Source organism: Knoellia locipacati, assembly GCF_044791685.1.
GTDB lineage: Bacteria > Actinomycetota > Actinomycetes > Actinomycetales > Dermatophilaceae > Knoellia > Knoellia locipacati_A.
On the sequence record NZ_CP087730.1, the window covers coordinates 3,546,652 to 3,569,096 of the forward strand.

At 70.3% G+C, this 22,445-nt stretch carries 22 protein-coding genes and 1 tRNA gene; 12 read left to right on the forward strand and 11 right to left on the reverse strand.

What is annotated here, in order from left to right; all coding sequences use genetic code 11:
• The 3 genes from LL946_RS16640 to LL946_RS16650 are packed head-to-tail and all read left to right on the forward strand — an operon-like array spanning nucleotide 1 to nucleotide 2,327.
• Entirely contained in the window at nucleotides 1-789 is a 789-nt protein-coding gene (locus LL946_RS16640; protein WP_404382629.1) for a sulfite exporter TauE/SafE family protein, read from the forward strand.
• Nucleotides 786-1,508 carry a TSUP family transporter gene (locus LL946_RS16645; protein WP_404382631.1) on the forward strand — a complete coding sequence of 241 codons (723 nt, stop codon included), beginning with the start codon at nucleotides 786-788 and terminating at the stop codon, nucleotides 1,506-1,508. The genes LL946_RS16640 and LL946_RS16645 overlap by 4 nt, the downstream gene beginning before the upstream one ends.
• Nucleotides 1,509-1,517: 9 nt before the next feature.
• Entirely contained in the window at nucleotides 1,518-2,327 is an 810-nt protein-coding gene (locus tag LL946_RS16650; RefSeq protein ID WP_404382633.1) for a TrmH family RNA methyltransferase, read from the forward strand.
• 300 nt (nucleotides 2,328-2,627) lie between these two features.
• On the opposite strand, the gene LL946_RS16655 is transcribed toward LL946_RS16650, so the two are convergent.
• From LL946_RS16655 to LL946_RS16685, 7 genes are all read right to left on the reverse strand, one after another.
• Nucleotides 2,628-4,037: a glycosyltransferase gene (locus tag LL946_RS16655; protein WP_404382635.1), complete on the reverse strand. Its 1,410-nt coding sequence runs from the start codon at nucleotides 4,035-4,037 to the stop codon at nucleotides 2,628-2,630.
• Nucleotides 4,034-5,086 carry a HEAT repeat domain-containing protein gene (locus LL946_RS16660; protein WP_404382637.1) on the reverse strand — a complete coding sequence of 351 codons (1,053 nt, stop codon included), beginning with the start codon at nucleotides 5,084-5,086 and terminating at the stop codon, nucleotides 4,034-4,036. Before LL946_RS16660 ends, LL946_RS16655 begins: the two co-directional genes overlap by 4 nt.
• 10 nt (nucleotides 5,087-5,096) lie before the next feature.
• On the reverse strand, nucleotides 5,097-7,121 hold the full coding sequence (locus tag LL946_RS16665; RefSeq protein ID WP_404382639.1) for a response regulator: 2,025 nt from the start codon (nucleotides 7,119-7,121) through the stop codon (nucleotides 5,097-5,099).
• Nucleotides 7,118-7,495 carry a response regulator gene (locus tag LL946_RS16670; RefSeq protein WP_404382641.1) on the reverse strand — a complete coding sequence of 126 codons (378 nt, stop codon included), beginning with the start codon at nucleotides 7,493-7,495 and terminating at the stop codon, nucleotides 7,118-7,120. Before LL946_RS16670 ends, LL946_RS16665 begins: the two co-directional genes overlap by 4 nt.
• Nucleotides 7,492-10,557 (reverse strand): response regulator, encoded by a 3,066-nt coding sequence (locus LL946_RS16675; RefSeq protein ID WP_404382643.1) that lies wholly within the window; start codon nucleotides 10,555-10,557, stop codon nucleotides 7,492-7,494. Before LL946_RS16675 ends, LL946_RS16670 begins: the two co-directional genes overlap by 4 nt.
• 369 nt (nucleotides 10,558-10,926) lie before the next feature.
• Complete coding sequence (locus tag LL946_RS16680) at nucleotides 10,927-11,307, reverse strand: DUF3037 domain-containing protein (RefSeq protein ID WP_404382645.1); 381 nt, start codon at nucleotides 11,305-11,307, stop codon at nucleotides 10,927-10,929.
• Nucleotides 11,304-12,068, reverse strand: coding sequence for a HipA family kinase (locus LL946_RS16685; protein WP_404382647.1), 765 nt, complete (start codon nucleotides 12,066-12,068; stop codon nucleotides 11,304-11,306). The genes LL946_RS16680 and LL946_RS16685 overlap by 4 nt, the downstream gene beginning before the upstream one ends.
• A gap of 56 nt (nucleotides 12,069-12,124) precedes the next feature.
• Between LL946_RS16685 and LL946_RS16690 the strand changes: the two genes are divergently transcribed.
• Both LL946_RS16690 and LL946_RS16695 read left to right on the forward strand, forming a co-directional pair.
• Entirely contained in the window at nucleotides 12,125-13,642 is a 1,518-nt protein-coding gene (locus tag LL946_RS16690) for a serine/threonine-protein kinase (RefSeq protein ID WP_404382649.1), read from the forward strand.
• Between the two features lie 30 nt (nucleotides 13,643-13,672).
• Nucleotides 13,673-14,587 carry a bile acid:sodium symporter family protein gene (locus tag LL946_RS16695; RefSeq protein WP_404382651.1) on the forward strand — a complete coding sequence of 305 codons (915 nt, stop codon included), beginning with the start codon at nucleotides 13,673-13,675 and terminating at the stop codon, nucleotides 14,585-14,587.
• Here the strand turns inward: LL946_RS16695 and LL946_RS16700 are convergent.
• Complete coding sequence (locus LL946_RS16700) at nucleotides 14,540-15,352, reverse strand: lysyl oxidase family protein (RefSeq protein WP_404382653.1); 813 nt, start codon at nucleotides 15,350-15,352, stop codon at nucleotides 14,540-14,542. The two genes, LL946_RS16695 and LL946_RS16700, sit on opposite strands and share 48 nt — an antisense overlap.
• Before the next feature lie 165 nt (nucleotides 15,353-15,517).
• Nucleotides 15,518-15,602 (reverse strand) — tRNA-Leu (locus LL946_RS16705).
• Nucleotides 15,603-15,705: 103 nt separating this feature from the next.
• Between LL946_RS16705 and LL946_RS16710 the strand changes: the two genes are divergently transcribed.
• On the forward strand, nucleotides 15,706-17,034 hold the full coding sequence (locus tag LL946_RS16710) for a M20/M25/M40 family metallo-hydrolase (RefSeq protein ID WP_404382655.1): 1,329 nt from the start codon (nucleotides 15,706-15,708) through the stop codon (nucleotides 17,032-17,034).
• Nucleotides 17,035-17,064: 30 nt separating this feature from the next.
• On the opposite strand, the gene LL946_RS16715 is transcribed toward LL946_RS16710, so the two are convergent.
• On the reverse strand, nucleotides 17,065-17,250 hold the full coding sequence (locus LL946_RS16715; RefSeq protein ID WP_147065665.1) for a DUF5703 family protein: 186 nt from the start codon (nucleotides 17,248-17,250) through the stop codon (nucleotides 17,065-17,067).
• A 39-nt stretch (nucleotides 17,251-17,289) separates the two neighbouring features.
• Between LL946_RS16715 and LL946_RS16720 the strand changes: the two genes are divergently transcribed.
• From LL946_RS16720 to LL946_RS16730, 3 genes are all read left to right on the forward strand, one after another.
• On the forward strand, nucleotides 17,290-17,643 hold the full coding sequence (locus LL946_RS16720; protein WP_404382657.1) for a hypothetical protein: 354 nt from the start codon (nucleotides 17,290-17,292) through the stop codon (nucleotides 17,641-17,643).
• Between the two features lie 75 nt (nucleotides 17,644-17,718).
• On the forward strand, nucleotides 17,719-18,792 hold the full coding sequence (locus LL946_RS16725) for an LLM class F420-dependent oxidoreductase (protein WP_404382659.1): 1,074 nt from the start codon (nucleotides 17,719-17,721) through the stop codon (nucleotides 18,790-18,792).
• On the forward strand, nucleotides 18,789-19,667 hold the full coding sequence (locus LL946_RS16730; protein ID WP_404382661.1) for an undecaprenyl-diphosphate phosphatase: 879 nt from the start codon (nucleotides 18,789-18,791) through the stop codon (nucleotides 19,665-19,667). The genes LL946_RS16725 and LL946_RS16730 overlap by 4 nt, the downstream gene beginning before the upstream one ends.
• A 12-nt stretch (nucleotides 19,668-19,679) precedes the next feature.
• On the opposite strand, the gene LL946_RS16735 is transcribed toward LL946_RS16730, so the two are convergent.
• The gene (locus LL946_RS16735; protein WP_404382663.1) at nucleotides 19,680-20,663 is read right to left on the reverse strand and encodes a magnesium and cobalt transport protein CorA; all 984 of its coding nucleotides are present in this window, start codon (nucleotides 20,661-20,663) and stop codon (nucleotides 19,680-19,682) included.
• Between the two features lie 29 nt (nucleotides 20,664-20,692).
• On the opposite strand from LL946_RS16735, the gene LL946_RS16740 reads away from it, so the two are divergent.
• The 3 genes from LL946_RS16740 to LL946_RS16750 are packed head-to-tail and all read left to right on the forward strand — an operon-like array spanning nucleotide 20,693 to nucleotide 22,444.
• A complete protein-coding gene (locus tag LL946_RS16740; RefSeq protein WP_404382665.1) occupies nucleotides 20,693-21,385 on the forward strand; it encodes an MSMEG_4193 family putative phosphomutase in 693 nt (230 codons plus the stop codon).
• 40 nt (nucleotides 21,386-21,425) lie between these two features.
• Nucleotides 21,426-22,118, forward strand: a complete 693-nt coding sequence (locus LL946_RS16745; protein ID WP_404382667.1) for an energy-coupling factor ABC transporter permease — start codon at nucleotides 21,426-21,428, stop codon at nucleotides 22,116-22,118.
• A complete protein-coding gene (locus LL946_RS16750) occupies nucleotides 22,115-22,444 on the forward strand; it encodes a PDGLE domain-containing protein (protein WP_404382669.1) in 330 nt (109 codons plus the stop codon). The genes LL946_RS16745 and LL946_RS16750 overlap by 4 nt, the downstream gene beginning before the upstream one ends.
• Nucleotide 22,445: the final 1 nt, after the last annotated feature.

Sequence of the window (22,445 nt, forward strand, 5' to 3'; positions counted from 1 at the left end):
GTGGGCCTCGCCGAGGCCGCGCTCATCCTCGTCGCCGGCGTCATCGCCGGCACGATCAACACGGTCGTCGGGTCGGGCACCCTCGTAACCTTCCCGACGCTGCTGTTCTTCGGCTTCGCGCCGGTGACGGCCAACGTCTCCAACACCGTCGGCCTCATCGCCGGTGGGCTCACGGGTTCGTGGGGCTACCGGCACGAGCTCGGCGGGATGCGGACGACCCTCCTGCGGTGGGCGCCGATGTCGCTGCTGGGCGGGGTCGCCGGCGCCCTGCTCCTGCTCGTGCTCGACCCAGCTGCCTTCAAGGCGATCGTTCCCGTGCTCATCGGGCTGGGGGTCCTGCTGGTCGCCTTCGGGCCCCGCATCACCGCATGGAGCACCGCACGTCGCGGTGACGCCGAGCTGGCCCCGCTGGGCGAGCACTCCCGCCGGCGGGCGGTGCTGCTCGCCTTCTCCGTCTTCGCCACGGCCATCTACGGCGGCTACTTCGGTGCCGCCCAAGGCGTCATCCTCATGGGCCTGCTCACGACGCTCACCAGTGAGCCGCTCCAAGCCCTCAACGGCGTGAAGAACGTCCTGTCCACGATCGTCAACGCCGTGGCAGCCCTGACCTTCATCGTCGTCGCGCCCGACCAGGTCGACTGGAGGGTCGCGGGACTCATCGCCGCAGGCTCCCTCGTCGGTGGTGTCCTGGGGTCGCGGGTGGGGCGACGGCTGCCACCGAACGCGCTCCGCGCCGTCATCATCGTCATCGGTGTCGTCGCCATCGTCCGAATCCTCTGGACCTCGTGACCGCATGGTCGGTGGTGCTCGGCCTCGGCGTCGCCCTCTTCGTCGGAGCCCTCGTCCAGTCCACGATCGGCTTCGGGATGGCGGTGGTCGCGGTGCCGTTCGTCGTCGTGGCCGCCCCGGAGCTCATGCCGGGCTCTGTCCTCGTGACGAGCTTTGCCCTGCCGGTGGTCCAGCTCGCCCTCGCCCCGCTCGACATCGCCTGGCGTGAGCTGGGGTGGGCGCTGCTGGCCCGGCTGGCCCTGACCCCACTGGGTGTCGTGGCGGTGGCGATGCTGTCGACCCGGGTCATCTCGGTGGCCGTGGCCGTCCTCATCCTCGTCACCGTGGCGACCTCGCTGACGACCATCGAGGTCAGGATGAGCTCGCGCAACGCCGCCGCCGCCGGTGCTGTCGCCGGGGTGTCCGGAACCGCCACGAGCATCGGAGGCCCCTTCTTGGCCCTCGTCCTCCAGCACGAACGTCCGGACCGGGTCCGCTCCACGCTGGCCGCGTTCTTCCTGCTCGGGGCGGTCATGGCGATCGGGTCGCTGTCGCTCGCCGGTGAGTTCACCCGGGCACAGCTCTGGGCCGGCCTGGTCTGGCTACCGTTCATGGCTGCCGGCTACGCGGTGGCGGCGCCCCTGCGGCGCCATGTCGCCCGCGACGTCCTGCGACGCGGCGTGCTCGCCTTCTGCGTGCTCGCGGGCGTCAGCCTCATCGTGCGCGCCCTCGTCTTCTAACCTCTCAGGGTGCCGACCCGGATCACCGACCCCCACGACCCTCGAGTCCACGACTACGTCGGCCTCACCGACGTCGCCCTTCGACGCCGCACCGAGCCCGAGCGGGGGCTCTACATCGCCGAGTCGGAGAAGGTGATCCGGCGAGCCCTCGCGGCAGGCCATCGGCCCCGGTCCTTCCTCATGGCCGAGCGCTGGCTCACCGACCTCGGTGACCTCGTCGCGGAGGTGGAGCGAGACGGCATACCCGTCTTCGTCGCTGACCACGCGGTCATCGAGGGCTTCACCGGGTTCCACCTGCACCGCGGCGCCCTCGCCTCGATGCAGCGGCCCGAGCTGCGGTCGGTCGAGGACGTCGTGGCCGACGCGCGCCGGGTGCTCGTCATCGAGGACGTCGTCGACCACACCAATGTCGGCGCCGTGTTCCGCAGTGCGGCGGCGCTGGGCATGGACGCCGTTCTCGTGACACCGAGGTGTGCGGACCCGCTCTACCGCCGCGCGATCCGGGTGTCGATGGGCACGGTGTTCCAGGTGCCCTGGACGCGCATCGACCCCTGGCCCGGCGGGATGGACACGCTGCGGCACAGCGGCTTCACCGTCGCGGCACTCGCCCTCTCCGACGACGCCGTCGGTCTCGACGAGCTCGCCGCCGACCCACCGGAGAGGCTCGCGCTGGTCCTCGGCACCGAGGGCGACGGGCTGGGCCGACGCACGGTCGAGGGTGCGGACGTCGTCGTCACGATCCCCATGGCCGGGGGAGTGGACTCGCTCAACGTCGCCGCCGCCGGCGCCGTCGCCGCCTGGGCCCTACGCGTCCACTGACGATCCCGACCCTCTGGTTGCGCAGGGACTCGCGGTCCGGGGCCCGGTACCGGGACGCGAAGGTCGCATGACGGCGAACGTCCGGTCGGCGTCCTGGGGTCAGAGACCGTGAGCTCGAGAGCTCCACCCGGTGGCCGCGCCTACGTTGGATGCACCTGCTCGCTCAGATCCGTCGTGCGCCCCTGTGCTGGACCCCCCTCGACATCGCGGCGACCATCTGGAACGTGGGCAGCCGTCACCTGCGGACTCAGGAAGTCTGTGTGGCTTGCGCGATGCTGCCCGCGCGACCCGGGCGCTGGTTCACTCCGGGTCTGTGCGGAACCCGGAGCGCGGCATCGTGCCCCACTCGGTGCGGCGACGCAGGTACTTCACGATCCCCGTGATCCGCCAGTAGACCGTCAGCTGCCGGTAGCCGAAGGTTTCGACGACCGCAAAAGCCGTCAGCCGCACGACATCGCCGAGCGGGATGAGCTCCTTGGCGGTGATCATGTGCAGGGCGATGGCCCACAGGCTGAGCAGGAGCCCCCAGAGATAGCACGCGAGGAACAGCAGGACCGCCAAGGGCACGTTGACGGAGCCCGTGACGAGAGACAGGGCGAGCGCGAGGAGTCCAAGGCCCTCGATGACCGGTCCCAGCAGCTCGACAACGACAAAGTAGGGATAGACGAGAAGGCCCAAGGCGCCGGCTCGCGGGTTGCCGATCGCACTGCGGTGGCGCCAGAGCACATCGGCGAGGCCGCGCTGCCACCGATCACGCTGTCGACCCAGGGTCACCAGACTCTCCGGCACCTCCGTCCATGCGATGGGATCTGGCACGAACGTGACCCGAGCTTGACCGGTGCGGGTCGTGCCTCCGCCGCGGCGGAGTCGCGCGACCAGCTCCATGTCCTCGCCGACGGTGTCGCGCAGGTAGCCACCGGCGTGGACCACGGCGTCTCGGCGGAACATCCCGAAGGCTCCTGAGATGATCAGGTTGCCACCCAGCCGGTTCCATCCCAGCCGTCCGAACAGGAAAGCACGCAGGTACTCCACGGCTTGGATCCCAGCCAGCACCTGTCTCGGCACCCGGGGAGTCACCACCCGTCCGGCGCTGACGGTGGAGCCGTTGACCACCCGGATCGTCGCGCCGACCGCCACCACGTCATCCCGGCGAAGGAAGGGCTGCACGATGCGCAGGAACGCCTCGGGGTCGATCAGCGTGTCTGCGTCTATGGCACAGACCAGCTCGCCCGTCGCGCAGTTCAAGGCGGCGTTGAGGCTGTCAGCCTTGCCGCCGTTGTGCTTGTCGACCACGGTCAGCCCGGGGTGGTCGCGGGAGCGGTACAGGCCCCGCAGTGGCTCGCTGGGGACCAACTGGCGGACGACTGGGTGGATCGCCACGAGATCGTACTGTCGGCGCAGGACGTCGAGAGTGTCATCGGTGCTGCCGTCGTTGACGAGCACGATCTCGAGATTGGGGTAGCTCAGGGTCAGCAGCGCCCGGACGCTCTCGCCAACCGTGCTCGCCTCGTTGTAGGCGGGGGCCAGGATGGTCACACGGGGTGTGGCGGCCGAGCCGAGCAGCCAGGTGTCGTCCTCACCCCACGTGCGCCGGCGGTGTGACCGCAGCTCCACCACCGCGCTGCCGAGCAGGAGGCTCTGGAAACCGTTGCTCAGCACGAAGTAGCCCAGCACCGCCCAGGCCACGATCTCGAGAATGGTGTCGATCATCGCGTCCACATCGCTGCACCGGTCTCCGGAAGCTCAAGGACCTGGCGGGCCATGTCTGCGGCGATGGCATCGTCGTTGCGCGACGCCCGGCGCAGGTAGAGACGACCGCGAGGACCAAAGGATCGCAGTGCCAGTGCGGCAGCACGTCGGACGTCGAACGCAGGGTCGTTCAGCGCGCGAACCAGGGCTGGGGCGGACTCCAGGTGACGGACCAGGGCGAGCCCCGAGACGGCCGCTTCCCGTACCTCCGGGTCCGGGTCGGTCAGCAGGTCGCGTAGGACGTCGACCGCCCGTCTGTCGCCAGTGGCCGCCACCAGCCTCGCAGCTCGGCTGCGCACCAGCGCGTCGTCGTCCCTGCACAGATGCCGACCGACGTCGAACAACGCCGGCGAAGCGACGGCGCGGGCAATCTCCAGCGCGGTCCCGGCACGAACGCCGGTGGCGGTCGCGAGATACGCCACGAGCGGTCCAGTCGCCAAGTACCCCACCCGAGTCAAGGCGTCCTTGGCGGCGAAGCGGCAGTCGGGCGCCGGGTCGTCGAGCATGCCGACCAAGCGATCCACGACGCTCGGGTCCGCATGGGCGGCCGCGCACCGTGCGGCGACGGCGCGCACCTCCGCTCGAGGGTCGTCGAGCAGCCGCAGGATGGTGGCACGGTCCGCGTCCAGTCGCAGCAGGGCGCGAGCACCGCGCAGCCGTCGAGGCCAACGACGGCTCCGTGACCAGCGCTCGGCCCGGGCCGTGACGCCGGCAGCGCGCGCGATCGCGGCGACCCTCACAGCCGTCGGACCCCGAACCTGGTCGCTCACCCGGGCGATCGCGGAGAGCTGGAGTCGGCGAGGTGTTCGCATGAGAAGTCGTACACACTGCCCCTGGTCGAACGTCCCTTGCTCGGTCGCGGCGATGGCGTCGACCAGACGGCCCACATGACGCGCCGCGTCGAGACGTCGGGCCGACACCAGGCACGACCCGGCGACCAGGGCCATGACAGTGCCCAGTCCGACCACCGCCTCGAGGATGACGACCAGCCGCAGCGCTTCCAGGCCCATCACCGCGAGCTCACCCGGCCAGGGCGCGGCGCAGCCGCTGCATGAGTACAGGCACGCTGAACGGCTTCGCCACATGGTCCACGGCGCCGTTGCCCAGGGCCGCGAGCGTCTCTGTCTCACCGGAGCGTGCGGTCAACATGATGACCTTGGAGCGGTCCAAGATCCCAGCCCGCCCCAGTTGCGGCAGCAGGTCGAGGCCGCTGAGCCCGGGGAGGTCGACGTCCAGCACGATCACCCGTCCGTGCACGCGCGAGGGCCCGGTCAGTCGACGCAGCGCGACTCGGCCATCGCTGATCGCAAGGCTGCGATAGCCGTGCGTCTCGAGGGCATGGCTGAGCAGGGCCACCATCGCGGGGTCGTCCTCGACCACGATGACGTCGTAGACCCCGTCGTCACCTGCGCGAACGCCGTGCGGGACAACGCGGTCACCGCCACCGGCCTTCGCCCGCACCAGAGCCTCGTCGGCATGGCGATAGACCGTGCGCAGGTCGGCTGCATTTTCCCCGTCGAACTGCGCCACCCCTGCGCTGAAGGTCAGTCGGAGGGGCGGTCCGACATCGACCGGGAACCGCTGGCTCCGGAACGACTCCAGGGCCGTGGCGATCCGAGCGACCGCGTCCTCGCGGCCCATGCCGTACATCGCCAGAGCGAACTCCTCGCCTCCCCATCTCGCGACGGCATCCTCCGCGCGAAAGAGCCCGGTGAGTATGCCGGCCAGGCGGGCGAGCACTCGGTCGCCAGTGACATGGCCGTGCGCGTCGTTGACGCGTTTGAACCGGTCAAGGTCGAGGATCGCAAAGGACAGTGGCTCGTCGAACCGCTTCGACATGGCTCGCAGCCGGTCGACTTCCGTCTCGAACTTGCGTCGGTTCGCCAAGCCGGTGAGCGGGTCACTCTCCGCCATCTGCCGATAGAGCCTGACCCGCTCGAGCCGGTTGCTGACGCGGCTGGTCAGTTCAGGCCCCACCACGGGCTTCATGACGTAGTCGTCGGCACCGGCCTCGAAGACCGCCCGCACGGTCTCCCGATCCGTGGAGGCGGTCAGGACGAGCACAGGCAGCGCTTGCCAGCGCGGGTCGGCGCGCAGCAGTCGACAGAGCTCCAGGCCGCCGATTCCGGGCATGTCGAGGTCCAACAGCAACAAGTCGGGTGGCGTCTCGACCAGCGCCTCCCAGAAGCGGTTGGGGTCCGAGAGCGTACGAAGCTGCAGCGACCGGTCTCGAAAGAGCCCCGCAAGGGCCGCGAGCAGCGCGGGATCGTCGTCCACTGCCAGCAGCGTCGCCCGGGTCTCGTGGTGGCGGTCGCCGGTCGCGGCCACTGCCTCGACCATGCGGTCAGCCGACAACGTCCTCGACAGAAAGGCGACCGCACCGGCACGGGCCGCTTCGACCCGATCGAGCGATTGCCGGCCGTCGGCGATGACCAGGACCCGCACCGCGGACGTGTGCGCGTTCAGCTCGCGCATCAGCGTGAGCTCCTCGGAGCCGTGCCCCGACATGTCGAGGAGGACGGCATGGGGTCTCCCGTCGTCGAGAACCCGGCGGGCCGCTGCGACGTCCTTGACCCCACGGCAGGGGATACCCCTCGCGCTCGCCGCCGAGCAGAGGTTGGTGCGCAGGAGAGGATCGGCACTCACCACCAGCAGCCGCAACCCGTCCACGTCCTCCGGGGGCTGGCCCGGCGTGAACGGCGCCTCAAGCTCGGCCCGCAGAACCTCGGTGAGGGCTGCCGCCCGCTCACCGAATCGGGTGGCGGTTGCGGAGTCCGCGGGCGGCACCGCGAACATCGACTCCAGCTCGCGCGCCAGCTCGGACGCGCGGTGGAAGCCGAAAGTGCCCGAGGAGCCGGTCAGCTTGTGCGCGGCCCGGGTCGCCGCGAGCCGGCTCTCCTCGTCCAACCGACCCTCCAATGCTGCAGCGACGGCGTCCTCGATCTCGTCAACGGCGGAGAGGACGGTCGCCTGCACCTGCTGCCAGATTCCCGCCAGCGACAGCAGACCGGGTGCAACCTCAGGGGGCGGCGCGGCGTCTGTCACGGCACGCCACCGAGCATGCTGGTGATCTGGGCGGGGAGCAGGGCCGGGTCGAACGGCTTGGGGAGCACGCCGGCCACGGGCAGTCCCTTCCACGGCGGCTCGTCGCTGGTGGGCAGGGTGGCCGTGAGCAGGACGACCGGAATGCCGCGGGTGCGGGCGTTGCACTGCAGGCGGGTCAAGGTCGCCGGGCCGTCCATGCCGGGCATCATCACGTCGAGAAGGATGACCTCCGGCTGCTCCGTCTCGGCCATGACCATCCCCTCGGGCCCGCTGGCGGCTGTGCTGACCTCCCAGCCGGCCCTCTCCAGGCAGGCCTGGGCGACCAGCCGGATGCTGAAGTCGTCGTCGATGAGCAGGACGCGGCGCGGGGTCACGGGACAGACCGCCCGGCGAGCACGCGACCGATCGCGTCCGCTGCCAACCTGACTTCGTCCTCGAGCCGGGCGAGCGCGGCAGTCAGGTCTGCCGCGGGGGTGTCCCCGGGAACGACCTGCTCGAGCGCGCTGCAGGCCAGCGCGACACGGTCGGCTCCGAGGTTGCCCGCCCCTCCCCGGAGTCTGTGTGCGAGTTCACCCATGGATGTCGTGTCGTCCTGTCTCAGGGCAGCACGCATCCCCTGCAGCAGTCCCGGGACGTCGTCCAGGAACGCCTCGCTCGCGGCCGGGAAGACTCCCCACCCGTCATCGGGACCGAGCGCACGAAGAACCGCGACCCTGCTGGACTGAAGAACAGCGCTGTCGACCGGATGCTCGTCCACGACCTGACGGTCGGCGAGAGCACCGCGCGTCCAGTGCGCCAGCACCCGGCCGAGCGCCTCCGGATCGACGGGCTTCGGCACGAAGTCGTCCATGCCGACCTGCATGCAGCGGGCCCTCTCGTCCTTGAGGACACCCGCAGTCATGGCGATGACCGGTGTGCGAGCACCGCCGCGCTCGCGCTCGCGCAGGGCGACCGTGGCCGCGTACCCGTCCAGGACCGGCATGTGGCAATCCATGAGGACGGCATCGAACGGTTCGGCAGCGAGCGCGCGAAGAGCCTGCTCGCCGTCGTTCACCATCACCGAGTCGTACCCGAGCCGGGTCAGCAACCCCTCCGCCACGATGCGGTTGATCTCGTGGTCCTCGGCCACCAGGATCCGGCCTCGGCGCCCGCCGTTCGTGCCCTTCGTGCCCGGGGATGCCGCGCGTACGGTGGGGGCGGGGGTGGAGGTGTCCGGGAGAGCGAGCCGCATCAGTGCGGCGAAGAGCTCGGAGGCGCGGACGGGCTTCGTGAGGTGGGCGTCGAGCAGCGGAGCAGTCGTCGTGTCGAGGAGGAGACCGACCGAGCTCAGCATGACCTTCAGGGTTCCTGCCAGCGTGGGGTCCGCGGCGATCTGGCGGGCAAGGCCCAGGCCATCGACGTCCGGCATCCGCATGTCGAGCAACACCGCCCAGTAGGGGTCGTCCTCGGCAGCAGCCTCGCGCATCATCTGCAGCGCCGCCGCGGCGGTCGCCGCCACATCCGCTCGCAGCCCCCAACCGGCCACCTGCGCCGAGACGACGAGCCGGTTGGTCTGGTTGTCGTCGACGACGAGGACCCGGCGGCCGCTCAGCGCCCCCGGGTGGGGCTGCGGCTCGGCCTGACCGCCGGCCGGCGCCGACAGCGGAACGGTGAACCAGAAGGTGCTTCCGGCCCCCACCTCGCTGACCAGACCGAAGTCCCCACCCATCAGTTCGACCAGACGCTTCGAGATGGCCAACCCCAGTCCGGTGCCGCCGAACCGACGGGTCGTGGAGGCATCTGCCTGCGAGAACGGCTGGAAGAGGCGCGCTTGGTCCTCGGTAGAGATGCCGATGCCGGTGTCCTGGACCTCGAACCGCAGGAGCGTGGACAGAGGGTCAGGGGACGGAACGGCGAAAGCCGTGATCACCACTTGGCCATCGTGGGTGAACTTCAACGCGTTGCCGGCGAGGTTCAGCAGTGCCTGCCGGATCCGGCGCGGATCACCGTGCAGCGGAGTCGGGATGCCCGGCTCGGCGAAGGCGATCAGCTCGATGTCCTTTCCGGCAGCGGCCACGGCCAACAGCGAGCCAACCTCCTCCACCAACATCGCAGGGTCGAAGTCCATGACCTCGAGCTCCGCCTTGTCGGCGTCGAGCTTGGAGAAGTCCAAGATGTCGTCGATGATCGCGAGCAGCGCCTCACCTGCCCCTCGGATTCCACTGGTGTAGAGCCGCTGGTCCTCGTCCAGCTCGGTGTGGAGGAGGAGGTCGGTGAGCCCGATCACCCCGTTCATCGGGGTCCGGATCTCGTGGCTCATCGTCGCGAGGAAGTCGCCCTTGGCGTTCGTCGCCGCCACGGCCTCGGCGCGCGAGGCCTCAACTTCCCGTGTGCGCGCCGTAACCCGGTCCTCCAGCCCTACGGTCAGTGCCACCTTCTCCACGGCGACGGCCACCTGCTGCACCAGAAAGACAGCCAGGACCGCGGCTCCGAGCCCAGCGAGGAACGCGTCATCGGACGACTGGGCGAGTCCCATGGCGAGGGCGATCGCGAAGGGCAGGTAGGGCAACAGCTCCTGAAGCACACTGAAATGGGCTCCGCTCGATTCGTCGAGAGCCGGCTGATCCGAGTGTGCGGCCACCGCCACCAGCGCCATGCCGATCATCCATCCCGTCGCCAACCAGGTACCCGTGAGAGCGGTCTCTCCATGGGCGAGCATGCTGACGTAGGCGGTGTCCGTGAGGGCAAGGGCCAGGAGACCCAGGCCGAGAACGACCCAGGTGCCCCGGGCCCGGTTCCCGACTCTCAGCCCCAGCACCAGAACCAACGAGGCCAGCACGAGATCGATGGCCGGGTAGCTGATCGAGACCACGCTTCCGAGATCGGTGCTGGTGACGTCGATGAGGTCTCCGAGGACCACGGCCCAGCTGACGAGAAGGACGCTGAGCGCGATGAGCAGGGCATCCAGAACCAGCCTCAGACGCGCGCCCTGACGCTGCTGGCCGCGCGGCAGGAGGAGGAGACCGACGGCCGCTGGTACGACATAGCTGAGGAAGAACAGGTCGGCCCAGGATGGGAACGGGTACACGTGGCTTCGGGTGATGCCGAAAGCCGTGTACATCGCTTGGCCGATGGCCCAGAGCCCCGTCGAGACCGCGAAGGCGGTCCAGGCGCGCGCCGCCGGACCGCCTCGCCGCGCGGCGAGCACGCAGGAGGCACAGGCCGTCACCACGGCGACGAGAATGCCCAGGTTCCCGACCGACTGGGCCAGCCCTGAACGGGGGTCCACCAAGGTGACCACCAGGACGAGCGCCACGCCGGCGGCGAGCGCCGTCACCAGGGTGGTCGGCCGAGCGGTGTGCAACCGTCTCGTCATCTGGTCACTCCGATGGGTCGTGGGGCGCCATGATAAGCACAGCTTCGGACGAGAAGTCCGTGGCTCGCCGAGCACCTTCACCTCTGGCGCAACCGCGTGAACCAGGCCCGCCTGCCTCGTCCTGCAGGGGCTCCTCCGGTCGTCGGTCACCCGTTGCCCTGTTTGTGGCAGCCGGCTGCACCGGATCCTGTGGGAATGCTGCCCGGTGTCGCCAGGACGCCGCCCAGGCCATGGTCCTGCCGACCGGGATCAGTCCGCCTCCTGCGGGGGAGGATCCGCGCAGGGGTTACCGCCTCGCTGGTGGCCGGCTTGGAACGGGACGACGCATGCAGGTGGGCAGAAAGTCCCTCTCACCTGCGACCCTTGGCCACGCCTTGATGCAGAAGGGAGCCATCTGCGGGCGTGGTCAGAGAGAGGGCGATCCGCAGGCAGCCGCCATCCTCTGCTGGGTCAGCGGACGAAGTGGTCGAGGAGAGTCTGGAGCTCGGCCCCCGGGTCCTGCGCCGCACCGCCGTGGACGCCGGACGGCTGGATCACCGTGCTGCGGGGCGCGCTGAGCCAGCCGAAGCGCTTGCCCGGGGTCGACAGGCTCGGTCGGCCGCCACCACCGGTTCCGGCGCAGACGTCGTCGACGACCGCGAGCGAGGCGAGCACGGCCTCGACGTCGACGTCCGGCGCGAACGCGCGCAGCCGGTCCTCGTCGACGTGGCAGGCGGCCCGGAGGAACCCGGCCGACTGCGAGTACAGGACCACGCCGACGTTGAGGCACTCGCCACGGTCGACTCGGGGCACGCACCGGAGGATGACGTACTGGTAGGGGTGGGCGCTCATGCCGCCGCCTCCCACCAGGCGCCGGCATTCTCGAGCCGCCGGGTCAGGTGCTCGACATAGGCCGCGCGCACCGCAGCGGTGTCCTCGAGGCCGGGCGCCGGCTCGAGCCACTCGTCGGGCACGAGGTCGACCACATGGGTGAGGACGTCCTGGGTCAGCACCGCCGAGGCCCGGGCGTGCGCGGCGGCGAGGTCGCCGACGACGTCCCCGAGGACGTGGTCGGAGGTGTCGAACGGTTGGGCCGCGAAGCGCGCGGCGTCAGCGCCGCGGCTGGGCCACGAGTGGTGGAACCAGATCGCCGCGCCATGGTCGATGACCCACACCTGCCGGTGCCAGACGAGGAGGTTGGGGTTGGACCACGTGCGGTCGACGTTGGCGGTGAAGGCGTCGAGCCAGACGATGTCCGCTGCCTCGTCGGGCGTCGGTGGTCGCGACCCGTCGTAGCCGAACGACCCGGGGAGGAAGTCGACCGCGAGGTTGTTGCCGGGACTGGCGTTGAGCAGGTCCTGGACCTCCTCGTCGGCCTCGTAGCGCGCGATGGCGACCGGCATGTCGATGATGGCCATGACGGGGACCCGGATCCCGAGACGACGCGCGAGCTCGCCGACGATGACCTCGGCCACGAGCACCTTGAGGCCCTGACCGGCACCGCGGAACTTCACGACGTAGGTGCCGTCGTCAGAACCCTCGACGATGCCGGGGAGGGACCCGCCCTCGCGAAGCGGGGTGACGAACCGCGTGGCGGTGATGTGGGGCAGCACGCTCACAGGCTACGGGAGGGACTAGGGTCGAGGAGCGCCCATACGCGAGGAGAAGGATGACCCAGACGCAAGGGCGGCTGCTCGGCGGCCGCTATCGACTCGGTGCCCCGCTGGGGCGAGGCGGCATGGCAGTCGTGTGGCGGGCGCAGGACGAGATGCTCGGTCGCGAGGTGGCCGTCAAGACGCTCGACCTGACCGGCCCGGACAGCGACAACGCGGGGGAGAGGTTCCGCCGCGAGGCGCGGGCGACCGCCGCCCTCAACCATCCTCACATCGTCACCGTCTTCGACACGGGCGTCGAGGACCACACGGCCTACCTCGTCATGGAGCTCCTCCCGGGACCGACGCTGGCCGAGCAGGTCCGCGACTCCGGACCACTGCCGGTCGAGGAGGTGCGGATCATCGGCGACGAGGTCGCCAGCGCCCTCCAGGCCGCGCATGACGCGGGCATCGTGCACCGCGACATCAAGCCCGGCAACATCGCCTACTCCTCCGACGGCACGGCCAAGGTCCTCGACTTCGGCATCACCCAGCTCGTCGACGAGGCCCTCGGGCAGGGCCACCAGCTGACGATGACCGACACGATCGTCGGCACGGCCGAGTACCTCGCGCCCGAGCAGGCCACGGGTCAGCGGGTGGACGCCCGAGCAGACCTCTATGCCCTCGGGTGCGTCCTCACGACCCTGCTCACCGGCACGCCGCCGTTCTCGGCGACGACCCCGGTCGCCATCCTCATGAAGCACGCCCACGACGTGCCGCCGGACGTGCGCGACCTGCGCCCGGACACGCCTGCCGACCTCGCTGCCCTGGTCGCCGCGCTGCTTGCCAAGGACCCGGCCCACCGCCCTCAGTCCGGGCGTGAGGTGGCCGAGCTGCTGCGGTCGCACCGCGCGCCGGCCCTGACGGAGGTCCTCCCGGCCGCTCCCGCCGCGGTGGCGCCGACGACGGTCGTCCCGAGCCCCGCGCCGCCCCCGGAGCGCTGGAGCGAGCCGGCATACGAGCCGGCATACCGGACCGAACGCGAGCCGGAGGAGCGTGGTTCCCGCGCCTGGATCTGGCTCCTCCTGCTCGCCGCAGCCATCGCGGCCGCGGGTATCTGGTTTGCGCTCCAGGGGAACGACGACCCGGGAGCCACCACAACGACTCCCACCCCGACGCCGTCGGTCTCCCAGTCGTCCGAGGCCCCGTCCGAGACGCCCACCCCCACGACGGAGACCCCGAACCCGACGGTCACCGTGACGACGACGCCCACTCAGTCGGCGACACCCTCGGCGCCCGCCGACACCGGCAAGGCGGTGACCGACGCGGCCTCGGCCTTCGGGTCCAGCCTGCGCGATGTGCGCCAGTCCAGGGACATCGACGCTGACGTGGCGTCCACGATCGAGGACAAGCTGCGCGACATCGACAAGGCGGTCCGCGACGAGGACGGCGACAAGGTGAGGTCGCTCGTCGGCGACATCGAGGGCGAGCTGAGCCAGGCGGCCGAGCAGGGCGAGCTGACCCAGCCCGGAGCGGCCGCGCTGGCTGAGCCGTTGGCCACACTCCGTGAGGCTGCCGAGGCGTACCAGCCCTGAGCCGGGCGTCCGGGCGGTACCGTCCGGCCCATGGATTCCGCGCTTCTCACGATCGGGCTGCCGATCCCGCTGGCCGTCATCATGTTCGGCCTCGGCCTCTCCCTCACGCCCGCCGACTTCCGCCGGGTGCGGCAGAACCCCCGGGCCGTGACGACGGCCCTCGTGTGCCAGCTGCTCGTCCTCCCCGTCATCGCCTTCGGGCTCGTCGAGCTGTTCGGGCTCTCCCCGCTGCTCGCCGTGGGCTTCATGATCCTCGCCGCGTCGCCGGGCGGCACGACGGCCAACCTCTACAGCCACCTCTTCCGCGGCGACGTCGCGCTCAACATCACCCTCACCGCGATCAACTCGCTCATCGCCGTGATCTCGCTGCCGCTCGTGACGAACTGGGCGATCGGTCACTTCGTCGACGAGGGCGAGAGCATCGGGCTCCAGCTCGACAAGCTGCTCCAGATCTTCGCGATCGTGCTCATCCCGGTCGTCATCGGCATGTTCGTCCGTCGACGCTCCCCGGAGTTCGCCGACCGCATGGACCGGCCGGTGCGCACCGCGTCGGCGATCATGCTCGTCCTCGTCGTCCTCGCGGCCATGTGGACCGAGCGCGAGAACATCTCGGACTACCTCGCCGAGGTGGGTCTCATCGCGGCGATCTTCTGCATCCTGTCCCTGTCGATCGGGTATGCCGTCCCGCGTCGCCTCGGTCTGTCCGAGGACCAGGCCGTGGCCAGCGGGTTCGAGATCGGCATCCACAACAGCACCCTCGCCATCGCCATGGCGATCACCGTGCTGGGCAATGCGCAGATGTCGATCCCGGCAGCGGTCTACGGCGTCCTCATGTTCCCCATCGCCGCCGTGTTCGGGATGATCGTGCGCAACCGCAAGGTCCTCAGCGGGAGCAGCTCAGGGGTTGCCGCCGAAGCCGCAGATCACCGCGGGGATGCACGGTGAGTGGTCGAGCACCGTGACCTCGGGATTGGCGCCCTTGCGGGAGAGCTGGAAGCGCACCCACGTGAAGTTGTTGAGCTCGTCGCTCTCGCGCCAGTGGTTGTCGGGGTCGGCCAGGTGGGTGAGGTAGTAGGTCCCAGCGGCCAGGCCGGTGATGTCGAGCTCCTGGAGCGGCGTGGACTGGTGATAGCTGTCGGCCCAGCCGGCGGCCAGTCCCTGGAGGTCGCCGTTGCACTCGAAGTAGGTGCGCGGCTGGGCCTTCTTGAGCGAGCCGGTGGCGCCGGTGAACTCGACGTCGACGAAGCAGAACGTGATCTTCTCCCCGTCGACGAGGTCCGGACCCGTGAGCGTGGACCGGACGGCGAACTCGGCCACCGCCGACTGGTGCCAGTGGTTGTGCTCCGGGTGGAAGACCGCCGCCCCCGCCGGCTGCGTCTCCACGATGGTGCCCGAGGCGTCGAGGAGCTCCTGGGTGGCGACGGTGCACTGCTCGTAGTGCGTCCCGTCGATGTCGCAGGGCTCGACCTGGTCGCCGCCGCGGACCTGGAGGTTGCCCTCCCCGACGTTGATGTGCACCGTCGTGAAGCGCAGCCACTCGCCCTGCTGGGTGTTCTGGACCTGAAGGTGCGAGGGCACCTCCTCGATGACGTCGGGAAGGACGGGTGGACCGGATGGGGCCGGGCTGCCGGCGGCGGGCACGGCCAGCGCCCCCACGAGGGCGATCGCGGCGGCGGCGACGGCGACGGCGGCGAAACGGGATCGGCTCATGTCCACTCCTCGCGGGCAGCACCGCGGCGGGCGCCGACTCGGATCGGATGCTTCCCGAGCGCCCTGGATGGGTCAATGACCCGAACGAGTCACGAGTCCCGCTCCCGATGGCGCACACGAGAAACGCCCCGAGCTCCTGACCTGCAGGAACTCGGGGCGTATCGGTGTCCGAGGGGGGACTTGAACCCCCACCCTCTATACGAGGACTAGCACCTCAAGCTAGCGCGTCTGCCATTTCCGCCACCCGGACGAGGTGTCTGCAAGCCCCGTGGGGCGGTGCCTGCAACGAGCGGGAACTTTACACGGCATACCGGCTCAAGGAGAAATCGGCCCCGCGGCCTACTCTGAGGAGCATGACGCAGACCACGAGCAGCCGCCCCGAGGACGAGGTCGTCGACATCTGCCGCGACCTCATCCGGATCGACACGTCGAACTACGGCGACGGGTCGGGGCCGGGGGAGCGGGCCGCTGCGGACCACGTCGACCACCTGCTGCGCGAGGTCGGGCTCGAGCCCGAGATCGTCGAGTCATTGCCCGGCCGCGCGTCGGTCGTCGTCCGGATCCCCGGGGCCGACCGCGACCGCGGGGCGCTCTGCATCCACGGCCACCTCGACGTCGTCCCGGCCAACGCCGACGACTGGGAGGTCGACCCGTTCGGGGCCGTCGAGAAGGACGGCTGTATCTGGGGTCGTGGAGCGGTGGACATGAAGGACATGGACGCGATGATCCTGGCCTGCGTCCGGCACATCGCGCGCGAGGGCATCGTCCCGCCCCGTGACCTCGTCATCGCCTTCTTCGCCGACGAGGAGGCGGGCGGGGTCCACGGTTCGCACCACCTCGTCGAGCACCGCCCCGACCTCTTCGAGGGCGTCACCGAGGCGATCAGCGAGGTGGGTGGCTTCAGCGTCACCGTGCCGACGGTCGAGGGCGGCGAGAAGCGCACCTACCTCCTCCAGACCGCGGAGAAGGGCATCGCCTGGATCCGGCTCACCGCCACCGGCAGGGCCGGTCACGGCTCGGTGCCCAACGACGAGAACCCGATCGCCCGGCTCGCCGAGGCGATCAGCCGTCTCGCCGCCCACAAGTGGCCGCGTGAGTTCATCCCGTCGGTCCGGACCCTCCTGGACCGGCTGAGCGAGATCACGGGCGTGGCCTACTCGGACGAGGACCTCGACGAGCTGCTCGACCACCTGGGCGGTGCCCAGGGGTTCGTCCGGGGCACGCTGCAGGACACGAGCAACGTGACGATGCTCGACGCCGGCTACAAGCACAACGTCATCCCGCAGCAGGCCCACGCCAACGTGGACTGCCGCTTCCTCCCCGGGCACGAGGAGGACCTCATGCGGACCATCGAGGAGCTCGTGGGGGAGCACGTGCAGGTGCAGGTGCTGCACCGCGACATCGCCCTCGACGCCCCGTTCGAGGGTGAGCTCGTCGAGGCCATGGTGGCGGCCCTGCGTGCCGAGGACCCGGACGCCGAGGTCCTGCCGTACTGCCTGTCCGGCGGCACCGACAACAAGGCGCTGTCGCTGCTGGGGATCACGGGCTACGGGTTCGCGCCGCTGCGGCTGCCCGCGGACCTCGACTTCGCGCCGATGTTCCACGGCATCAACGAGCGGGTCCCGACCGAGTCGCTCCGCTTCGGCGCGCGGGTCCTGCAGCGGCTCATCGAGACCTGCTGAGCCCCGGCCCCGCGACTCGGCTCGGTCGCCTCAGGAGGCTCGCGGCACGCGGATGATCTTGCGCCGCAACCAGGTTCGCGTGACGCCGCCGATGTAGATCCGGGTGCGGTGGAGCTCCCAGTGGCCGTACTCGGCCTGCTCGGTCAGGGCGCGGCGGATGTCTCCGCGTCGCGTGTCGCGACCAAAGACGAGGACCCGATACTCGTACTCGACCATCGACACATTGTGGGGCACGAGTCCGCTACCGTTCAGGACATGAGCGCCGACCCGCGTGCCGCCCTGTCCTCCCTCGTCTCCGCCTTCGAACGTCACCTGGAGGCCTGCTCCGGGCGTCGCGGTGAGGACGACCCGACGGTGGCCGCGGCCTACGACGACCTGCTCGACGCCTTCGAGACCTACGACAACGCGCTCTACGAGGCCTTCGGCGAGATGACGCCGCTCGACGTCTACACCGGTGACGACGCCGACGAGGGTGACGACGACGAGGACGACGAGGACCAGGACCTCGACGAGGACGACGACGATGACGACGGCGTCTACGCCGGTCTCGACGACGAGGAGTTCGACGACGAGTCGGACGACGGCGACGAGGACGACCGCACCACCTGAGACTGGCGCGTCCTCGCACTCCCCCGCGCCCACCTCGGGACGTCGCACGGGTGGTCCACCACTACGGTTGGGCCCATGCGACTCGCGGTGAACCTCGGCTACATGGGCCTGTCCTCCAGCGAGGACATGCTCGCCCTTGCCGCCGAGGCCGACCGGCTCGGCTACGACTCCGCGTGGGTCGCCGAGGCCTACGGCAGCGACGCGGTGACGTTCCTGTCCTGGATCGGCGCCCGCACCGAGCGGATCGGGCTCGGGTCGGCCGTCATGCAGATCCCTGCTCGGACGCCTGCGATGACGGCGATGACCGCGGCGACCCTCGACCACCTGTCCGGCGGCCGCTTCCGCCTCGGGTTGGGCGTCTCCGGTCCGCAGGTGAGCGAGGGCTGGCACGGCGTCCGGTTCACCAAGCCCCTCGGCCGCACGCGCGAGTACGTCGAGATCGTCCGCCGCGCGCTGGCGCGCGAGCGCGTGGAGTATGCCGGCGAGCACTTCACGCTGCCGCTGCCGGACGGGCCGGGCAAGGCCCTCAAGCTGACCATCCGGCCGACCCAGCAGCACCTGCCGATCTACCTCGCCGCGGTCGGGCCCAGGAACCTCGAGCTCACCGGCGAGATCGCCGACGGCTGGCTCGCGATCTTCTTCTCGCCCGAGCACTCGGGCGACATCCTCGAGTCGATCGCCACGGGGCGACGAGCGGCAGGCCGGGGGAGCGAGGACGACCCGATGGACGGTTTCGACATCGTCCCGACGGTGCCGGTCGTCGTCACCGACGACGTGGAGGCGGGAGCCCAGGCGGTCGCCGCCTACTCCGCCCTCTACATCGGGGGCATGGGCTCGCGCGAGAAGAACTTCTACAACCAGCTCGCCTGCCGCATGGGCTTCGAGGACGAGGCTGCCCGGGTCCAGGAGCTCTTCCTCGCGGGCCAGCACCGCGACGCGGCCGCGGCCGTGCCCTTCGAGTTCATCGACGCGACCTCCCTCATCGGGCCACCGGAGCGGATCCGTGAGCGGGTCGGCAGGTATGCCGATGCGGGGGTCACCACCTTGGGCGTGTCACCCTTTGCGCTGACCGTCGAGGAACGCCTCGACACCCTGCGCATCATGTCCGAGATCGTCCCGTCCCCAGCCGAGGAAGTCCCCGCACCGTGATCGTTGCCGACCCCGCCGTCGAGCTCAGCTACTTCCAGTCCGTCGTCCTCGGCATCGTCGAAGGCCTCACCGAGTACCTCCCGGTCTCGTCGACCGGCCACCTCACGATCGCCGAGAAGCTCCTCGGCATGCCGGTGGACGCACCGGCCGTGACGGCATACACCGCCTTGATCCAGATCGGTGCGATCCTCGCGACTTTCACCTACTTCGGCAAGAAGATCCTCCGCCTCTTCCTCGCCTGGGTCGCGGGCCTGCGCAGCGCGCAGGCGCGCCAGGAGCACGACTACCAGCTCGCGTGGGCGGTCATCGTCGGATCGCTCCCCGTGGTCGTCGTCGCGCTGCTCCTCAAGGACCTCATCTCCGGTCCGCTGCGCAGCCTCTGGGTCGTCGCAGGGGCGCTCATCCTGTGGAGCGCCGTGATGTGGATCGCCGAGCGCCGCCACGACGTCCTCGAGAAGTCGGGCGTGCAGCGGGGCGAGGACGCCCTGACGATCAAGGACGGCCTCGTCATCGGTCTGGTCCAGTGCTTCTCGCTCGTCCCCGGCGTCTCGCGCTCAGGAGCCACGATCTCGGCGGGTCTCATGCGAGGCATCGACCGCGTCACCTCGACCGAGCTGTCGTTCTTCCTCGCGATCCCCGCGCTGACCGGCGCCGGGATCTACGAGACGCTCGACAACGTCGAGGCGCTCAAGGCCCTCGGTGTGGGACCGATCATCACCGGCATGGTCGTCGCCTTCGTCGTCGCCTACGCCTCGATCGCCTGGCTGCTGAGGTTCGTCCAGAGCAACTCGCTCATCTCGTTCATCGCCTACCGCGTGGTCCTCGGCGCGGTCATGTTCCTCGCGCTGGGAGCGGGCTGGCTCAGCGCGACCTGAGCCGCGTCACGGCTAGAGCCACTTGACCCGCTTGAAGGTCACGAAGAGCCCCGTGCACGCCGAGGCCATGACCGCGAGGACGAGGAAGTAGCCGTAGTGCCAGCGCAGCTCGGGCATGAAGTCGAAGTTCATCCCGTAGACGCCGGCGATCATCGTCGGCACGGCGGCAATGGCGACCCACGCCGAGATCTTGCGCATGTCGGCGTTCTGCTGCACCGAGATCTTGGCGAGGTTGGCGCTGAGGACGTCGCTGAGCAGCCGGTCGTAGGACTCGACCCGGTCGGCCACGAAGTGGAGGTGGTCGTCGATGTCGCGGAAGAGCAGCCGGAGCTCGTCGTGCGGCAGGGGTGAGCGCGGGCTCGTGTGCAGCATGCGCAGCGGCGAGATGAGGGGCGTGATCGCCCGCCGGAACTCCAGGATCTCGCGCTTGAGGCGATAGATCGAGTCAGAGGACACCAAGCCCTCCGAGAAGACCGCCTCCTCGATCTCGTCGATGTCGCGGGCGAGCTCGACGTCGATCTCGCGGTACTGGTCGACGACCCGGTCCATGATCGCGTGCAGCGCCGCCATCGGCCCGAGCCTCAGTTTGGCGGGGTCCTCCTCGAGGCCCTTGCGCACCCCGGAGAGGGGGCTCAGCTCACCCCGGCGGATGGTGAGGACGAAGTGCTCGCCCACGTGCACCATGAGCTCGCCGGTCTCGACGTCCGAGGTCTCCTCGATGTAGCTCAGGGTCTTGAGGACGACGAAGACGTCGTGGCCGTAGAGCTCGATCTTGGCGCGTTGGCGACCCATGACGGCGTCCTCGAGGGCCAGCCGGTGCAGGCCGAGCCCGAGCTCCTCGTTGACGTGCTCGAGCTCCCCCATCGAGGGGTCCTTGAGGCCGATCCAGATGAAGTCGGTGGCCGATCCCGTCTCCCGGATGGCGTCGAGCTCGTCGCTGAGGTCTCCGCAGGAATCCCGGCTGCCGTCACGGTAGAGGGCCTTGTCGATGATCACCCGCGTCATTGTTGCCTACAGTGGGCGCCGTGGCTCTGCTCCTGCTCGTGCGACACGGGCACTCGACCGCCAACGCCGACGCCGTCCTCGCGGGATGGAGTGAGGGCGTCGGTCTCACGGACCGCGGACGCGGTGACGTGGAGCGCCTCGCCGGGCGCCTTGCCGACGTGGACGTGGCTCGCCTGGTCACGAGCCCGCTGCAGCGCTGTCGCGAGACCGCCGAGCTCCTGCTCCCGGGTGCGACCGCAGAGGTCGTGGACGACCTGGGCGAGTGCCACTACGGAGCGTGGACGGGCCGTCCCATCGCGGAGCTGGTCAAGGAGTCTCTCTGGCGCACGGTCCAGGACGACCCGGCGTCGGCCCGGTTCCCCGCGAGCGACCGGTACGCCGCGGAGTCACTCTCCGAGATGGCGGAGCGGACCGTGGCCGCCATCCGCCGGATCGACGAGGAGGTCACCGCCGAGCGTGGGCCCGACGCCCTGTGGGTGGCGGTGAGCCACGGTGACCCCATCAGGGCGGTCCTGGCCGACGCGATCGGGGCGGGCCTCGGCGGGCTCCAGCGGGTCCACGTCGACCCGGCGTCGGTGTCGGTGATCCGGCGCACGGGGGAGCGCGCGATGGTGCTGGCCACGAACTCGACCGGTGGCGCGATCGGTCCGGGGCTGACCCGCCCGTCGACCGTCCCGAAGGGCGACGCCGTCGTCGGGGGCGGCACGGGCTAGAGTTCTTGTTGCAAAGACTTGGCAACAAGGAAGGCTCGACATGCACGTCCCGGACGGGTTCCTCGACGCCCCCACATCCCTCGCCACGGCGGCCGTGGCGGCCGGCGGCGTCGCGCTGGCCCTCGCCCGGGCGCGGCGTGAGCTCGACGACCGGACCGCGCCGTTGGCCGGACTCGTCGCCGTCTTCGTCTTCGCCGCCCAGATGCTCAACTTCCCGGTCGGTGCCGGGACGTCCGGACACCTCCTCGGAGGAGCCCTGGCGGCGGTCCTCGTGGGCCCGTGGACGGCGACCCTGTGCCTCACCGTCGTCCTCGCGGTCCAGTCACTGCTGTTCGCCGACGGCGGCATCACCGCGCTCGGCACCAACATCGTGCTCATGGGGCTCGTCGGGGTCTGGACCGGCTGGCTGGTCTTCGTGGGGCTGCGACGGCTCGCGCGCTCGTCCGGCGTCGCGATCGTCCCGGCCCTCGCGGGCGTGGCCGCGGTCCTGTCCGTCCCGGCCGCCGCGCTGACCTTCACCGGCCTGTATGCCGTGGGCGGCCACGCGCCGATCCCTCTTGGTGATCTCGTCGTCGCCATGCTCGGGTGGCACACCCTCATCGGTCTCGGCGAGGGCATCATCACCTTCCTCGCGGTCGGCAGCATCATCGCCACCCGCCCGGACCTCGTGCACGGCGCACGGGGACTGCGGGCTGATCGCGAGCTCGAGATCCGGTCAGGAGCCCACGCATGAGCAGCGCTCCCCGCCGTCGTGTCTCCACGGTCCGTCTCGTCGTCGCCGGCCTGGCGGTCTGCGCGATCCTCGCGGGTGTGGTCTCGGCGTGGGCGTCGGGACACCCCGACGGCCTCGAGCACGTCGCCGAGAGCCTGGGCTTCATCGACACTGCCGGTGAGCACCGCAGCGCCGGTTCGCCGTTCGCCGACTACGGCACGGCCGGCGTCGACGACGCCCGCCTGTCGGGAGGCCTCGCCGGTCTCGTGGGGGTCGTCGTCGTGGCCGTCGTGGCGTTCGGGCTCATGCACCTGCTGCGCCGCCGCGGCACGGGCGACGACGACTGAC

What these genes read in the sequence shown, in the direction of transcription:
- LL946_RS16655 (WP_404382635.1), bottom strand. Translation starts at nt 4,037, where the DNA reads ATGATCGACACCATTCTCGAGATCGTGGCCTGGGCGGTGCTGGGCTAC.
- LL946_RS16660 (WP_404382637.1), bottom strand. Translation starts at nt 5,086, where the DNA reads ATGGGCCTGGAAGCGCTGCGGCTGGTCGTCATCCTCGAGGCGGTGGTC.
- LL946_RS16680 (WP_404382645.1), bottom strand. Translation starts at nt 11,307, where the DNA reads ATGAGCGCCCACCCCTACCAGTACGTCATCCTCCGGTGCGTGCCCCGA.
- LL946_RS16690 (WP_404382649.1), top strand. Translation starts at nt 12,125, where the DNA reads ATGACCCAGACGCAAGGGCGGCTGCTCGGCGGCCGCTATCGACTCGGT.
- LL946_RS16695 (WP_404382651.1), top strand. Translation starts at nt 13,673, where the DNA reads ATGGATTCCGCGCTTCTCACGATCGGGCTGCCGATCCCGCTGGCCGTC.
- LL946_RS16700 (WP_404382653.1), bottom strand. Translation starts at nt 15,352, where the DNA reads ATGAGCCGATCCCGTTTCGCCGCCGTCGCCGTCGCCGCCGCCGCGATC.
- LL946_RS16710 (WP_404382655.1), top strand. Translation starts at nt 15,706, where the DNA reads ATGACGCAGACCACGAGCAGCCGCCCCGAGGACGAGGTCGTCGACATC.
- LL946_RS16715 (WP_147065665.1), bottom strand. Translation starts at nt 17,250, where the DNA reads ATGGTCGAGTACGAGTATCGGGTCCTCGTCTTTGGTCGCGACACGCGA.
- LL946_RS16720 (WP_404382657.1), top strand. Translation starts at nt 17,290, where the DNA reads ATGAGCGCCGACCCGCGTGCCGCCCTGTCCTCCCTCGTCTCCGCCTTC.
- LL946_RS16725 (WP_404382659.1), top strand. Translation starts at nt 17,719, where the DNA reads ATGCGACTCGCGGTGAACCTCGGCTACATGGGCCTGTCCTCCAGCGAG.
- LL946_RS16745 (WP_404382667.1), top strand. Translation starts at nt 21,426, where the DNA reads ATGCACGTCCCGGACGGGTTCCTCGACGCCCCCACATCCCTCGCCACG.
- LL946_RS16750 (WP_404382669.1), top strand. Translation starts at nt 22,115, where the DNA reads ATGAGCAGCGCTCCCCGCCGTCGTGTCTCCACGGTCCGTCTCGTCGTC.